Origin of the sequence: Erwinia phyllosphaerae, from assembly GCF_019132875.1 — a bacterium.
GTDB lineage: Bacteria > Pseudomonadota > Gammaproteobacteria > Enterobacterales > Enterobacteriaceae > Erwinia > Erwinia phyllosphaerae.
This window is the reverse complement of sequence record NZ_JAHSPF010000004.1, coordinates 202,586-217,166: the sequence shown is the minus strand read 5'-3', so window position 1 is coordinate 217,166 and position 14,581 is coordinate 202,586. Positions and strand designations below refer to the sequence as shown.

At 55.2% G+C, this 14,581-nt stretch carries 11 protein-coding genes; 7 read left to right on the top strand and 4 right to left on the bottom strand.

Features of this window, described 5'->3' with window-relative positions; all coding sequences use genetic code 11:
- The first annotated feature begins 154 nt into the window (after positions 1-154).
- From KUE00_RS09285 to KUE00_RS09275, 3 genes are all read left to right on the top strand, one after another.
- Positions 155-1,483 (top strand): MFS transporter, encoded by a 1,329-nt coding sequence (locus KUE00_RS09285; protein ID WP_246759522.1) that lies wholly within the window; start codon positions 155-157, stop codon positions 1,481-1,483.
- 221 nt (positions 1,484-1,704) lie between these two features.
- Positions 1,705-3,234 carry a carboxylesterase/lipase family protein gene (locus KUE00_RS09280; RefSeq protein WP_246759521.1) on the top strand — a complete coding sequence of 510 codons (1,530 nt, stop codon included), beginning with the start codon at positions 1,705-1,707 and terminating at the stop codon, positions 3,232-3,234.
- Between the two features lie 205 nt (positions 3,235-3,439).
- Entirely contained in the window at positions 3,440-5,095 is a 1,656-nt protein-coding gene (locus KUE00_RS09275; RefSeq protein WP_246759519.1) for a methyl-accepting chemotaxis protein, read from the top strand.
- Between the two features lie 128 nt (positions 5,096-5,223).
- On the opposite strand, the gene pepT is transcribed toward KUE00_RS09275, so the two are convergent.
- Positions 5,224-6,456 carry a peptidase T gene (gene pepT, locus KUE00_RS09270; protein WP_246759518.1) on the bottom strand — a complete coding sequence of 411 codons (1,233 nt, stop codon included), beginning with the start codon at positions 6,454-6,456 and terminating at the stop codon, positions 5,224-5,226.
- 33 nt (positions 6,457-6,489) lie between these two features.
- Positions 6,490-6,669 carry a DUF2158 domain-containing protein gene (locus KUE00_RS09265; RefSeq protein WP_246759517.1) on the bottom strand — a complete coding sequence of 60 codons (180 nt, stop codon included), beginning with the start codon at positions 6,667-6,669 and terminating at the stop codon, positions 6,490-6,492.
- A gap of 122 nt (positions 6,670-6,791) precedes the next feature.
- Between KUE00_RS09265 and KUE00_RS09260 the strand changes: the two genes are divergently transcribed.
- Positions 6,792-7,220 carry an OsmC family protein gene (locus tag KUE00_RS09260; protein WP_246759516.1) on the top strand — a complete coding sequence of 143 codons (429 nt, stop codon included), beginning with the start codon at positions 6,792-6,794 and terminating at the stop codon, positions 7,218-7,220.
- Between the two features lie 136 nt (positions 7,221-7,356).
- The gene (locus KUE00_RS09255; RefSeq protein WP_246759515.1) at positions 7,357-8,949 is read left to right on the top strand and encodes an ABC transporter substrate-binding protein; all 1,593 of its coding nucleotides are present in this window, start codon (positions 7,357-7,359) and stop codon (positions 8,947-8,949) included.
- Positions 8,950-8,976: 27 nt separating this feature from the next.
- Here KUE00_RS09255 and KUE00_RS09250 read toward each other — a convergent pair whose 3' ends face one another.
- Complete coding sequence (locus tag KUE00_RS09250) at positions 8,977-9,912, bottom strand: LysR family transcriptional regulator (RefSeq protein ID WP_246759514.1); 936 nt, start codon at positions 9,910-9,912, stop codon at positions 8,977-8,979.
- A 153-nt stretch (positions 9,913-10,065) separates the two neighbouring features.
- Here KUE00_RS09250 and KUE00_RS09245 point away from each other — a divergent pair, with 153 nt between their 5' ends.
- Positions 10,066-11,496: a M20 family metallopeptidase gene (locus tag KUE00_RS09245; protein ID WP_246759513.1), complete on the top strand. Its 1,431-nt coding sequence runs from the start codon at positions 10,066-10,068 to the stop codon at positions 11,494-11,496.
- Positions 11,493-12,770: an MFS transporter gene (locus tag KUE00_RS09240; RefSeq protein WP_246759511.1), complete on the top strand. Its 1,278-nt coding sequence runs from the start codon at positions 11,493-11,495 to the stop codon at positions 12,768-12,770. The genes KUE00_RS09245 and KUE00_RS09240 overlap by 4 nt, the downstream gene beginning before the upstream one ends.
- Before the next feature lie 105 nt (positions 12,771-12,875).
- Here the strand turns inward: KUE00_RS09240 and aldA are convergent, their stop codons facing one another.
- Positions 12,876-14,315 carry an aldehyde dehydrogenase gene (gene aldA / locus KUE00_RS09235; RefSeq protein ID WP_246759510.1) on the bottom strand — a complete coding sequence of 480 codons (1,440 nt, stop codon included), beginning with the start codon at positions 14,313-14,315 and terminating at the stop codon, positions 12,876-12,878.
- Between the last annotated feature and the right edge of the window lie 266 nt (positions 14,316-14,581).

Sequence of the window (14,581 nt, the reverse complement as noted above, 5' to 3'; positions counted from 1 at the left end):
TTCCTTGCGGATGCTTGCTTTTTCCGTGAAATTCGCTACAGAAAAGCAACTATTTTGCTGGGTCAACCGCATGGCAATCCGTTATGATAACCGACACTTTTTTTTCGGAATCGATGCCAGCCTGTGAAAAAAACGCTGGCCATGGAGCGCTAACGTGGAGAGTATCGCTGCGACAGACGTGCGTGCCTTAATTAACGAAGGCGGCATTACTCGCTATCAGCAACGTATTATTGCCCTGTGTTTTGCCGTGGTTGCCATGGACGGCATGGATATCGCCCTGATGGGCTTTATTGCGCCAGCGCTAAAGGCAACCTGGGGCGTCAGTACCCAACAGCTGGGCGCGGTGATCAGCGCCGCGCTGATTGGCCTCGCGCTGGGGGCGATGTTTGCTGGCCCGCTGGCCGACCGCTTTGGACGCCGCGTAATTATTATCAGCAGCGTCTTTTTCTTTGGCCTGCTGACGCTGGCGACCGCCTTTTCACAAAGCGTCGATCAAATGCTGCTGTTCCGCTTTCTTACCGGGCTGGGTCTGGGCGCGGCGATGCCCAACGTCGGTACGCTGGTGGCGGAATATTCTCCTGAACGCAAACGCGCCTTTATTATTACGGTGGTTTTTTGCGGCTTTACCTTTGGTGCGGCCGGCGGGGGGTTTGCGGCTTCGTGGCTTATCCCTAATCTGGGCTGGCACTCCGTGCTGGTGGTTGGCGGACTCCTGCCGCTGCTGATTGTCCCGATGTTACTGAAATGGCTACCCGAGTCCGTACGCTTCCTGCTGTCGCGTCAGGCGCCCGTGGAGCAAATTCGGCGCATCGTCGAAAAAATGGCGCCGGGCCAGCTACCGCAGGGCAGCCGTTTTGCTATGGATGAAAAAGCGCAGCGGCACGGGGCGGTAAAGCTGGTGCTGACGCGTCCTTATCTCTCCGGCAGCGTTCTGCTGTGGGGCAGCTATTTTATGGGGCTGTTCCTGGTGTACCTGATCGGCAGCTGGCTTCCGTCATTAGTCAAAGACATGGGGATGACGGTAACTCAGGCGGCGCTGGTGACGGCAATGTACCAGGCGGGCGGCACGATTGGTTCCCTGTTTGCCGGCTGGATAATGGATCGCTTTAATGCCAACCTGGCGCTGGCCGCCATCTACTTTACGGGGGCGATTGCCACAGTAGCGATAGGCTACGCGCCCGCAGATACGCTGATTTTAGGGACGGTGGCTTTCTGCAGCGGTTTTTGCCTTAACGGTGCCAATACGGGCATGAATGCGCTGTCGGCCAGCTATTATCCTACCCATGCGCGTGCGACGGGGTCGAGCTGGATGCACGGCGTAGGGCGGATAGGGGCCATTCTCAGCGCTTTTGCCGGTGCGCAAATGTTAGCGATGGGCTGGCATATTACGGAAGTCTTCTCCAGCCTGGCTATTCCGGCCGTGCTGACTTCGCTAATGCTGGTTGCCAAGTTCCGTTACGGTCATTGCCGCTCGCAGCAGTAGCATCACTTCTTAATTTCCCCGCGCCTGCTGGCTTTTCGACAAGGGCCAGCAGGCGCAGCGCTTTATCCCACGCCGCTTTTCCCGGCCAGTAACCAGGCGGGCCTTATTTTCTCTCCTTTCAATCGTTAAGAAATCGTAAGCATTTTCTGTAAATTAAGCGCGCCAGTGGACAGAAATTGCGCCAGTGCAAATAATGAGGGCAGACTCTTCAGGACGCAGCGATGAAAAACGAACGTGTGGTGAGGATCAGGACAGCAGAAGGAACGGTACGCGGAAGTGTAGAAAAGGACGTGTTTGTTTTCAGGGGAATACCCTATGCCGCACCACCCACGGGCACCAGGCGCTGGCAGCCGCCAAAACCGGTGCCGCCGTGGCAGGATGAAAGGGATGCAACAGCCTGGGGCGCGGCCAGCTGGCAAAACCGGCAATACTGCATGGCCGTCGGCGGCGGCGACCCCGGCGCGTTCAGCGAAGACTGCCTCTATCTGAATATCTGGACGCCGGAAACGGCACCCGCAAGACCGCTGCCGGTTATGGTCTGGATCCACGGCGGTGGTTTTACCATTGGCGCAGGCGGCCTTGCGCCCTATATTGGTCAGCCGCTGGCCGCGCAGGGCGTGATCGTGGTCACGCTTAACTATCGTTTAGGCCACCTGGGCTTTTTTGCCCATCCGGCGCTGGATAAAGAGTATCCGCCTGGCGAAGTGGTCAATAACTTTGCGCTACTCGATCAGATAGCCGCGCTGCAGTGGATACAGCGCAATATTGCCGCTTTTGGCGGCGATCGCCATAACGTGACTATCTTTGGCGAATCCTCCGGCGCGCGCAGCGTACTGTCGCTGTTTGCCTCGCCGCTTTCCTTTGGCCTGTTTCACAAGGGCATTGCGCAGAGTCCTTATGCGTTGCCTGATATTCCGCGGGAAAAGGCGCTGGAGAACGGCATAAAAATCGCTCGTCATTTTAATCTTGCTGACGCCACGGCAGAACAGCTGCGCGCTTTGCCGGCGGATGCCTTCTGGCCGCTGGATACTTCGCTGGCCAACGGCCCGGTAGCCATTGCGGGTGACAGAGTGCTGCCGCTGCCGGTGCTTACCGTTTTTAACAGCGTCAGGCAGCATAAGCTGCCGCTGATGATTGGCAGTAACAGTGATGAAGCCAGCGTGCTTAACTACTTTGGCGTCGAACCGGCGGCGATTATCAAACAGCTGCGTAACACGCAGCGGATCGGCATCCGCATGAAGATGATCCATCTGCTGTATGACGGCATCTATGACGATGCAAAGCTGGGAAGGCAGGTCGCTCGCGACATGACCTTCACCGCGATGGGCTATATCGCCGCGCTGTCACAGTATCGCAATGGCGTACCGGCCTGGCGCTACTACTTTGATTACGTTTCGGAAAACTCCCGCGATCTTTATCCCGATGGTACCTGGCACGGCAATGAAATTCCCTACACGCTAAACACGCTGGATGAGCTGAGCGAGCAGATGGGCAAGCGTCCTTTCACCGCTACCGATCGCGAATTCGCGCAAAAGGTCAGCGGCTACTGGGTGAACTTTGCCCGTTACGCCAGCGTTTTCTCACAACAGCTGGAAGGCGAGATTAACTGGCCCGCATGGCAACCGCGCGCGGATAACGTGATGCGCTTTGGTGAAACGGGCCCCGTCCTTAAGCTTGAAAAAAACTTTATGCGCAGGCGAATGCAGCTTTTCCGCCTGTTAATGAAGGGAATGGTGCGGTTAAGAAAATAAGTTTTTAACAAAATAGTTTCATTTAGCGACCGGCGTTTAATGAAAAAGCGTTACAGAGCAAAAGGTTAAGGTGGTGTTATTTTTGTAACATCCTGAATTAATAAGAAAATAACTATTCATGTTCCCGCCAGCGATGCCGATAACTCAGTCAGACGTCCACCTCTCAGGACGAGCCAACTGATTCTCACATCGTTACGGAGTAGTTATGAATGTGCTAAAAAACTTTACCATTCGCAGCGTTATGCTGTGGAGTCTCGGCCTTTTTTGTCTGTTGTGGACGGCAGTCGGTATCTATAGCGTTTGCGCACTGAACTCGGTGGGCAAAGGCAATGAGGTCGATCGTCAGCTGGTTAACCAGATGACGACGCTCAGTAAAGGTAACGATCAATATTTTCGTTTTATTACCCGCCTGACTCGCGCCGTTGAGTCACGCCAGGCAAACAGCCCGACGGCCGCAGCCGATATGGCTTCCGTGCAAAAAGCGCTGGATAACATGACCAGGTTGCTGGCGGATTTTAAAGCTGAAGCGCCAGGTCCGATGGAAGCCAGTTATGCCAACGCGGTAATTGAAAGCTGGCAGAAGCTGCTGGATGAAGGCGTTATGCCGCAGATGCGCCTGGCGCAGCAGCCGGTACTGGACGATTTTCGTCGCCATGCCGCTAACGTTACGCCGCCGCTTAGCCGTGCCTTTGGTGCCAGCGTCGATAAATTTAACGCGGCGGCAGGCGACAAGCTTGATGCCACGCGCGTCACCGTCGATCATCTGACCAATATGACCAAGGTAATTATCGTTATTGCGGTCATTGCGGGCCTGCTGATTTTGCTGTTTACCGACCGTTATCTGGTGAAAATGCTGGTTCGTCCGCTCGACGGCATGCGTGAGCATTTCCGCCGTATTGCCGAAGGCGATCTCAGCCACCCGCTGGAGGACATTGGTCGTAACTGCGTCGGTAGACTGGTTCCGCTGTTACGGGCCATGCAGGACAGCCTGCGTGAAGCCGTTAGCGCTATTCGTAGCGGCACCGATAATATCTATCGTGGCGCGGCGGAAATTTCTTCCGGCAACAACGATCTCTCTTCCCGTACCGAGCAGCAGGCTGCGGCGCTGGAACAAACGGCGGCCAGTATGGAACAGCTGACGGCCACGGTGAAATTTAACGCCGACAACGCCCGTCAGGCCAGCGACCTGGCGCAAAGCGCCTCTTCAACGGCCAGCAAAGGCGGCAAGCTGGTCAATGACGTGGTGAATACCATGCAGGGTATTTCCGGTAGTTCACAGAAAATTGCGGAGATCACCAGCGTCATTAACAGCATTGCCTTCCAGACCAATATTCTGGCACTCAACGCTGCGGTAGAAGCAGCGCGTGCTGGCGAGCAGGGCCGTGGTTTTGCCGTGGTGGCCAGCGAAGTCCGTAATCTGGCGCAGCGCAGCGCAGGCGCAGCCAAAGAGATCGAAACGCTGATTGCGGATTCCGTTACGCGCGTTAACCAGGGCTCTAAGCTGGTGAATGAGGCGGGCAGCACGATGGACGATATGCTGAAGGCCGTGGCTGAAGTGGTCGAAATTATGAAGCAGATTGCGTCCGCTTCTGAAGAGCAGAGCAAAGGCATCTCGCAAATTGGTACGGCGATTACGGAAATGGATAGCGTGACGCAGCAGAACGCCTCGCTGGTGGAAGAAGTTTCCACCGCCGCCAGCGCGCTTGAACGCCAGACCGAAGAGCTGACGCTGTCCGTCTCTAAATTCCGCCTGTCACCGTCAAGCGCCAGTCCGTCGCCGGCACCTTACAAAGCTGCCCCTGCGGCCAGACCGGTAGCGGCAAAAGCCACGGCCTCTGCCGATGACTGGGTTTCTTTTTAATCGGAAAAATTGATCTGAAGCGCTGCTAACCGGCGCTTCATATTGCTGCTGTTCACCCGCCTGAACGCGATCTGATGTTTAAATGTCAGTTTGCTAAAGACCTCAAGCGCCGCTACCCGGCGCTTTTTTTATGCCTGCGAGGCGGCCAGCAGGCACAGCTCCCGGGCAACCTGATAAGACTTTATAAAAGAGGAAACCGGCAAAAACTCAAAGCGTGAATGGAAATTATGCGCGCCGGTAAAGAAATTGGGCGTCAGTAATCCTTTGGCCGACAGCGCTGCGCCATCGGTGCCGCCACGCATTGGCGTGATTTTGGGAACGATATCCAGCTTTTCCAGCGCGCTCAGCAGCAGATCGATTGCCCGCCGATCTTCGCCAATAGCGTTGCTGATATTACTGTAGATATCGCTAAGGGTGACCTCGACCTTGCCGGTTGGATACTGACTGGCAATCAGCGAAGCGACTTCAGCAATCTGCTGTTTTCGGCGGCCAAAACTGGCCAGGTCAAAGTCGCGGACGGACGCTTTCAGGCGGGCTTCGCTGGCGTTGCCCGTCATCTCATTAAACCAGGTATAGCCCTCTCGCCCGGCGGTATGTTCCGGCGTCTGCTGGCGATCGAAGTGGCTGATAAAATCCCAGGCCATCAGTAGCGGATTGACCAGCACGCCTTTTCCCGACATGGGATGGGCAGGCACGCCTTTAAAAACGATCTCCGCCGCCGCCGCGTTAAAATTCTCGAAAACGACTTCGCCCAGCTCGCAGCAGTCAATGGTATAAGCAAAGTCCACGTTAAACCGTTTCTCGAGATCCAGCGCTTTGGCGCCGCGCAGGCCGATTTCCTCATCGGGTACAAAAGCCACCACGATATCGCCATGATCGCCTTTAAGATTTTCCAGCAGCGTCATCACCACGGTAACCGCGGCTTTATTATCCGCGCCTAAGACGCTGGTGCCGTCGCTGAAAACGATCTCTTCGTTCTGATAAGGAACAATTTCAGGGTGGTCAGCCACCCGCAGCCAGATATCCTGCTGCGGATTAAGGCAAAGATCCTGCCCTTCAAAGCGCAACAGCTGCGGATGAATATGGTGAGAAAGCCCAACGTCAACCGTATCGATATGGGTAATAAAGCCGATGCGCGGTGCGCCGGCGCGGGTGCCGGGCAGGGTGGCCGTGACGGTGGCGCAGTCGTCAATCACCACATCCTGAAGCTGCATAGCGCGCAGTTCGGCTGCCAGCAGAGCCGCCATTTCGTGCTGGCCCGGCGTGCTGGGCAGGCTGGTTGCGGCCGCATCGCTCTGGCTGGTGACGGCAAGATAGCGAAAAAAACGGTGGGTAAGCTGGCTGGCCAGTTGCTGATCCATTTTTGCTCCTTTTTACGTGGGTGCTTTTTAAGATCAGCAGACGCCGAAATCACCATCTTCGTGATAAAGATTGACCGAGCTGGCAGGGACTTCAATCTCTTTTTGCTCTACGTCATCTACCCTGGCGCAATACAGCATTTCGCCTTTAACCTGTAACACAACCATTTTGGGCCCGCCGGTTTTACTTTGCACAACGTCGTCAGTTTTAAACATAGGTTTCTCCTCTTTGCCTTTTTATTAATGGTCAGTAACTAAGCATTTGCAAGCCGGTCGCCAGCAAACCGCTGAAAAGCCACTATACTCAAGGCACACCACAAGTAAACGGGAGGATATTAATGACTATTCATAAGAAAGGTCAGGCACACTGGGAAGGCGATATTAAAAAGGGTAAAGGTACCATCAGCACCGAAAGCGGCGCGCTGAAAGAGCAGCCTTACGGTTTTAATACCCGCTTTGAAGGCAAGCCTGGCACCAACCCGGAAGAACTGATTGGCGCGGCGCACGCTGCCTGTTTCTCGATGGCGCTGTCGCTAATGTTAGGTAACGAAGGTTACGTACCGGAAAGCATTGATACCACCGCAGATGTCTCGCTTGATAAAGCGGGCGACGGTTTTAAAATTACTAAAATTGCGCTGCAAAGCCAGATTAAACTACCGGGCGCGGACAGCGCTAAGTTTGATGAAATTATTAATCAGGCCAAGGCCGGTTGTCCGGTGTCCCAGCTGATGAACGCGGAAATTACGCTGGACTATAAGCTAAACTGATTTCTTGCCATTCTACCCTGCCGTCCGGCAGGGTATTATCTTTGCCAATCCACTCATCCTGAGTAAATATAAAAGCAAGCGACCACGTTCTGCGGAAAAAGGTGGGCTGCTCCTCTTTTAAACTCAGGAGAAGGCAATGAAGCAAAGGGCATTGAAAGGAATGATTGCGGCTTTGATAGCCACAGCGAGCATGAGTGCAGCAGCAAAAACGCTGGTGTATTGTTCGGAAGGTTCGCCAGAAAATTTTAATCCTCAGCTTTATACGTCGGGTACCAGCGTTGATGCCAGCGCGGTAACGATCTATAACCGCCTGGTCGACTTCAGGAACGGCACCACAGAACTTATCCCGAGCCTGGCCGAAAGCTGGGATATTAGCGCCGACGGCACGGTTTATACTTTTCACTTACGCAAGGGCGTAAAGTTCCAGAGTAATAAAGATTTCCACCCTACGCGCAATTTCAATGCTGATGACGTCATTTTCTCTTTTATGCGCCAGAAAGATCCGCACAATCCCTACCATAATATCTCCAACGGCACCTACGCTAATTTCGACAGCCTCCAGTTTGGTTCGCTGATCAAGAATATTGAAAAGCTGGATGATAATACGGTGCGTTTTACGCTGGCCCACGCCGAAGCGCCGTTCCTTGCCGATCTGGCCTGGTATTTCGCCTCTATTCTCTCGGCGGAATATGCCGATAATATGCTTAAAGCGGGAACGCCGGAAAAAGTCGACAGAGAGCCTGTCGGCACGGGGCCGTTTGCGCTGGTGCAGTATCAGAAAGACGCGCGCATTCTTTACCGGGCTTTTCCGGATTACTGGCAAGGCAAAGCGAAGCTGGACAGGCTGGTTTTTGCTATCACGCCGGATGCCTCGGTGCGCTTTGCCAAACTGGAAAAAAACGAATGTCAGGTTATGCCTTTTCCTAATCCTGCCGATCTGCCGCGGATGAAAGCCAACCCCAACCTGGTGGTGATGCAGAAAGCGGGGCTGAATACCGGTTTTCTGGCTTTTAATACGCAAAAAGCGCCGCTGGATAACGTGATTGTACGGCGGGCGTTGACGATGGCTATCAACAAGCCAGCCATCATGCAGGCTATTTTTCAGGAAACGGGCACCGTTGCTAAAAACCTGCTGCCGCCAGATGTCTGGAGCGCCGACGGTGAACTCAAGGATTACGGTTACGATCCCGATAAGGCCAAAGCTCTGCTGCAGCAGGCCGGTATTGCCAAAGGCACCACCATCGATCTCTGGGCGATGCCGGTGCAAAGACCTTACAACCCGAACGCGCGCCGGATGGCGGAAATGATTCAGGCCGACTGGCAAAAGGTGGGTATCAACGCGCGCATTGTTACCTATGAATGGGGTGAATATCTTAAGCGGGTAAAAGAGGGCGATCATCAGGCAGCGCTGATGGGCTGGACGACCGCTACGGGCGATCCGGACAATTTTTTCGGCCCGCTGTTTAGCTGTACCGCGGCCGAGGGCGGCTCGAATTCTTCAAAGTGGTGTTACAAGCCCTTTGACCAGCTGATTAGCCAGGCGCGGGCCGAGCAGGATCATCACCGGCGAGTCGAGCTTTATCGTCAGGCGCAACAGATAATGCATGACCAGGCGCCAGCGGTGATGATTGCGCACTCGACAATTTTTGAGCCGGTACGCAAAGAGGTCATCGGCTATCAAATCGATCCTTTCGGTAAACATGATTTTTATCAGGTCGATCTGAAATAGGCTTATCGAAAGACTAACCGGCAGTCCTTATGAAAGTGAAGGCTGCTGGTTTTCCGGATCTTCCGCCGTTACCGCTTTCTCCATCTGCTCACAAACAAACTGAAGAAAAAGATTCAGCGCCGCCGAGCGCTGGCGGCCTGCGACCGTTTGCACCTGTAGCGTACGCTGCGTCAGCCGATCGACGCCTGCCGAACGCAGCGCCAGGCCAGAATCATCATGGTGATACAGCACGCTAAACCGGCTGCACAGCGTAACGGCTAACGGGTTTTGCTGTAAAAAAGCGTACAGCGTGCTGAAGTTATTGCAGGTCAGCACCGGCTCAATAAAGATACCGTTCATCTGGCAGGAGAGATCGAAAAGCTGTCGAACCGTGGTGCCGCTATCGGGTAGCGCCATCGGGTAGGCGGAGAGATCTTTCAGCTGCGCGGGCCTTTGCGCCAGAGGATGATCTCTACGCATCACCAGTAGAACGGGCGCGGGCCACGACCCCATCACTTCAACCCCCTGTTCGGGATGCAGGCTAAACTGCAAAGCGACGTCACATTCTCCCTGATGCAAAGTTTCCGCTACTTCCTGAGTGCTTCCTACAATCACTTTAAAGCTGACCGCAGGATAAAGCTGGCGAAACTGCGAGCAAAGCGTAGGCAGCAGGCTAAAAGCCATGCCGTCGGTACAGGCCACCCGCAGCGCCGTGCGCCGTATCGCTTTTAAGCCCTTAATTTCCGCCCGCGCCTGTTCCATACCCAGCAGGCTACGCCGCACGTGGCTTTCAAAAATCTTCCCGGCTTCATTAAGCGTCATGCCGCGCGCGTGGCGCTCAAACAAAGGCGCGCCTATCTCCGCTTCGAGCCGCTGAATCTGGCGGCTGATGGCGGAAACGGCCACAAACAGCTGCTGACTGGCGGCGCTAAGCGAACCGGTACTGGCAACGGCCAGAAAATAACGAACTTCAGGACTCAGCATTGGTCTGCCCTTATCTGGTGCATGCCGCTTAATTGTGCAACGGTGCTTTGCTTTAAAAGCAAAGAGGCTTTGATATTTTTATAATTGTGGCAAAGGAGGATTTTAGCTTAGATGGTTGCCATAACAACATAAATGGCAAACACAGGGGATCTTATGTCTATCAACGAAGTATTAACGCGGGCGGATGCCTGGTTTGACAGCGGCGAGTTCAAACAAATTCTGTCACGTCGCATCGCTATTCGTTCCGAAAGCCAGCGTGACGACCGCGAAAGCGAGATCCAGCGCTACCTGCACGAGGAGATTGCTCCGGCCATGCAGGCACTGGGTTTTGCACTGACAGAGATTGCCAACCCCCAGGCTCCGCTGCGGCCGTTTTTGCTGGCGACGCGTATTGAAAATAGCGCATTGCCGACGTTGCTGTGTTATGGCCATGGCGATGTAGTCTTTGGTGATGATGAAAACTGGCGCGCAGGCCTGGATCCCTGGCAGCTCAGGGAGGAGGGCGATCGCTGGTATGGTCGCGGCAGCGCCGATAATAAAGGGCAGCACGCCGTGAACATCGCCGCACTGGAGCAGATTTTTGCGGCGCGAGGCGGCTCGCTGGGGTTCAACTGCAAGTTTCTGTTTGAGATGGGCGAAGAGATTGGCTCACCGGGCCTGGCACAAATTTGCCGTGAAAATCCGCAGCTGCTGGGCGCGGATATTTTTATCGCCTCAGACGGCCCGAGGCTAAGTGCAGAGCAGCCTACGCTGTTTTTAGGATCGCGCGGTGCGGTAAACGTCCGGTTAAGCATTGAGGCGCGGGATCGCGATTATCACTCCGGCAACTGGGGCGGGCTGCTTTCCAACCCCGGCACGCAGCTGGCTAATGCCGTTGCCAGCCTGGTCAACCAGTACGGTCAGCTTCAGGTCAGCGCGCTCAAGCCTCCGGCGCTGACTGAAGAAGTGCGCACCATCCTCGGCGAAATTGTTTTACCGCCGGACGCCACAGGGCCGCAAATTGATGCGGAGTGGGGCGAAGCGGGCCTGACGCCGGTTGAACGCCTGTATGGCTGGAACACGCTGGAAGTTCTCTCTTTTTTAACCGGCAATCCGGCGCGCCCGATGAATGCGATACCGGGCAGCGCGACGGCCGTTTGCCAGCTGCGTTTTGTGCCGGGAACCGACTGGGAAAATATTGCCCACCACCTGACGGCACACCTTGGCGAACGCGGTTTTCATCAGGTGAAGGTCGAGATGCTGCGCGGCACGCCTGCAACCAGACTCGATCCCGGTAATCCGCTGGTAGGCTGGGCGCTGGAAGCCATGCAGCAGGCCAGCGGAAAAAAACCGGCGCTATTACCCAACCTGGGCGGTTCACTGCCTAACGACGTCTTTGCACATATTTTAAATCTGCCGACGCTTTGGGTGCCGCATTCTTACCCGGCCTGCGGTCAGCATGCGGCCGACGAGCATCTGTTGATATCAATCGCGCGCGAGGGCCTGCAAATCATGACGCGCCTGCTGTGGGAGCTGGGCGAAAAGGGCAGCGAGCTGCTTGCCAGCCATCGTCACTATCAGCAGCAAAAAGGGGCCAGGCCATGAGCGCCGTTATTGAACGCCAGGCCACCGCCACCGTGCCCAGCCTTTACAAAACGCTGTTTGCTACCTGTATCGGCAACGCGCTGGAGTGGTTTGATATCGCGGTTTACGGTTTCTTCGCCAGCTATATCGCCCACGCTTTTTTCCCGGTTGCCGATCCCTCCGTCTCGCTATTGCTAACCTTTGGCAGTTTCGGCGTTTCGTTTTTGATTCGGCCGCTGGGCGCGATTGTGTTAGGTGCTTATGCCGACCGCGTGGGCCGTAAAAAAGCGTTGCTGATGTCGATTTCGCTGATGATGCTGGGCGGTGCCATTATCGTATTTATGCCCGCTTACAGCACTATCGGCCTGGCCGCACCGGTAATGATCCTGTTAGCGCGCCTGATTCAGGGCTTTTCTGCCGGTGGCGAGTTTGGCAGCTCCACGGCTTTTCTGGTAGAGCATTTCCCACAGCGCCGCGCCTTTATCGCCAGCTGGCAGTTTGCCACGCAGGGGGCCAGCACGCTGATGGCGTCGGCTTTTGGCCTGGGCTTAACGCACTATTTAACCGAGGCGCAAACCGAGGCGTGGGGCTGGCGCATCCCTTTTGCTTTTGGTCTGCTGATCGGGCCGGTCGGGCTTTACATCCGTCGGCACGTCCATGAGCCAGCCAGCTTCGTTGCCAGAGAAAAGGTGCATTCGCCGTTAAAGCATCTGGTCGCCAGGCAAAAAAGTTTGATGCTGTTGGCGATTGGCCTGATGATTATTTCTACCGGCATCAATTATATGCTGAACTATGTGCCCACTTACGCCACCAAAACGCTGCATTTACCCGGCTCGGCCGCCTTCAGCGCCACGCTACTGGCGGGGATCATCTTAACGCTTGTCACGCCCGTAATGGGGCTGTGGTCGGAAAAGGTCGGCCGAAAACCGCTGATGTGGGGATCGTTAATCCTGTTGCTGTTAACCATTTACCCGGCTTTTGCGCTGGTGGTTAATCATCCTACGCCGGGAAGGCTGCTGATACTGGTAGGCTGGATGGCGCTATTAAAATCAATTTACTTTTCAACCGTGCCGTCGATGATGGCGGATCTGTTTCCCATCACCACGCGAGCCAGCGGAATGGCTATTAGTTACAACATCGCTGTAACGGTGTTCGGCGGTTTTGCACCGTTGATCTGTACATTGCTTATCAGCGCCACCGGCAGCAGCCTGGCACCGGGCTATTACCTGATGATGCTGGCATTAATTAGCGGAGTCGCGCTGTTGAAAAGCCAGCGGCGCTTACAGGAGCCATAAGTAGGGCGCATCATTTGAAAAACGTGTAGCCGCCTGTCCCTCACTATTTCAGCATGGAACAGGCGGCTCTTAATTCGTCAGCCGTAACGCCCCTGGGACGCTGGCTTAGTGAGCCTGCAAATAAACGACGTGCGTTTGCAGATATTCTTCCAGCCCGTGGCGGCCATCGGCACCGCCGATTCCGGATTTGCGCCAGCCCGCATGAAAACCCTGCATGGCTTCAAAATTTTCCCGGTTAACGTAAGTCTCGCCAAACCTGAGTTTTTTCAGCGCCTGCATAGCGGTGTTTAAATTCTCGGTAAACAGGGAAGAGGTCAGACCGTATTCGCTGTCGTTTGCCAGAGCGATAGCTTCGTCCAGCGTGCGGAAAGCGATAACCGGCAGGACTGGCCCAAAGGTTTCCTGCTGGACGATAGCCATCTCCTGGCGAACGTTGGTCAATAAGGTGGGTTCGAAAAAGAAGCCACGGCTGTCTTTACGCTTGCCGCCGGTCACTACGGTCGCGCCTTGCTGCACGGCCAGGGCAACCTTATCCTCCAGTCGTTTCAGCGCGTCGGCAGAAATCAGCGGCCCCATATCGACCGTCTCGTGCAGGGCCGGATCGCCGCTGGTGACGGCCAGAAAAGCGGCGGTAAGGCGCTGGACCACTTCATCGTAAACGCCTTCCTGCACGTAAAGGCGCTCGGTGCAGTTACAGACCTGACCGGTATTGATGATGCGTGAAGCCACAATGGCCTTTACTGCCAGATCCAGATCGGCGTCGTTCATCACGATAGCGGGCGCCTTGCCGCCCAGCTCCAGCGACACTTTAGTAACGTTTTTCGCGGCCGTCTCCAGCGTGGCGATCCCGGCACCGACGCTGCCCGTCAGGCTGACCATGCCGACTTCCGGACTGGCGGCCAGTGCCTGGCCTACTTCCGGGCCAAAGCCGGTAACCAGATTAAAAACGCCGGCCGGTAGGCCAATCTGGTGAGCGATATCGGCAAAAATCATGGCATTAGCGGGCGTTAATTCGCTTGGCTTAATGACGATAGTGTTGCCGGTCAGCAGCGCCGGGGCGGCTTTGCGCGCAATCAGGAAGAAAGGAAAGTTCCACGGCAAAATGCCTGCCGTTACGCCGATAGCCTTTTTGAACACCATAATGGTTTCGTCGGCGCGATCGCTCTGGAGAATTTCACCCTCATAGCGACGCGCCCATTCAGCCATGTAGTCCAGATAATCTGCGGTAAACAGCACTTCTGTCTTGGCCAGCGGCTGCGTTTTTCCTCCTTCCGCCACAATTATTGCCGCAATTTCTGCCGCGCGGCTACGTATGCCTGCGGCAAGCTGATGTAGCCAGCCGCCTCGCTGCACGGCCGGCAACGCCTCCCAGCCCGGCTGAGCGATTTTAGCGGCGGCAATAGCGCGTTCGGCATCTTCTTTACTGCCTTGCGGGATCTGGTAAAGCGTCTCCTCCGTGGCGGGATTAATCACGTCGATCCAGCGACCGCTCTGGTTTTCAATAAATTGACCGTCTACATAGCAAAGGTACTGGCGCAGGGACATAGTCGCTTCTCCGGAGGTTATTTTGATTTTAAGTTAACAGGATGTTGCGTGTATGCTGCTGCAACGGCACGGCAACTGCCTTTCTGTGAAGGTCAGCGGGCGGTGAAAAGTGGCAAAAAAACCAGCATCGGGACAATGAAGCAACCCGGAAAGGTCGGGCGAGGCAGCGCTAAGGCGCTTTATTACGGCTGGTTTTAAGGTGAACGCGAGAAGAAAAGATATCTGTGATCGCAAACAGGATAAGACGCTGAATTTTGCCATTTTAA

What these genes read in the sequence shown, in the direction of transcription:
- KUE00_RS09280 (WP_246759521.1), top strand. Translation starts at nt 1,705, where the DNA reads ATGAAAAACGAACGTGTGGTGAGGATCAGGACAGCAGAAGGAACGGTA.
- KUE00_RS09275 (WP_246759519.1), top strand. Translation starts at nt 3,440, where the DNA reads ATGAATGTGCTAAAAAACTTTACCATTCGCAGCGTTATGCTGTGGAGT.
- pepT (WP_246759518.1), bottom strand. Translation starts at nt 6,456, where the DNA reads ATGGATCAGCAACTGGCCAGCCAGCTTACCCACCGTTTTTTTCGCTAT.
- KUE00_RS09265 (WP_246759517.1), bottom strand. Translation starts at nt 6,669, where the DNA reads ATGTTTAAAACTGACGACGTTGTGCAAAGTAAAACCGGCGGGCCCAAA.
- KUE00_RS09260 (WP_246759516.1), top strand. Translation starts at nt 6,792, where the DNA reads ATGACTATTCATAAGAAAGGTCAGGCACACTGGGAAGGCGATATTAAA.
- KUE00_RS09255 (WP_246759515.1), top strand. Translation starts at nt 7,357, where the DNA reads ATGAAGCAAAGGGCATTGAAAGGAATGATTGCGGCTTTGATAGCCACA.
- KUE00_RS09250 (WP_246759514.1), bottom strand. Translation starts at nt 9,912, where the DNA reads ATGCTGAGTCCTGAAGTTCGTTATTTTCTGGCCGTTGCCAGTACCGGT.
- KUE00_RS09245 (WP_246759513.1), top strand. Translation starts at nt 10,066, where the DNA reads ATGTCTATCAACGAAGTATTAACGCGGGCGGATGCCTGGTTTGACAGC.
- KUE00_RS09240 (WP_246759511.1), top strand. Translation starts at nt 11,493, where the DNA reads ATGAGCGCCGTTATTGAACGCCAGGCCACCGCCACCGTGCCCAGCCTT.
- aldA (WP_246759510.1), bottom strand. Translation starts at nt 14,315, where the DNA reads ATGTCCCTGCGCCAGTACCTTTGCTATGTAGACGGTCAATTTATTGAA.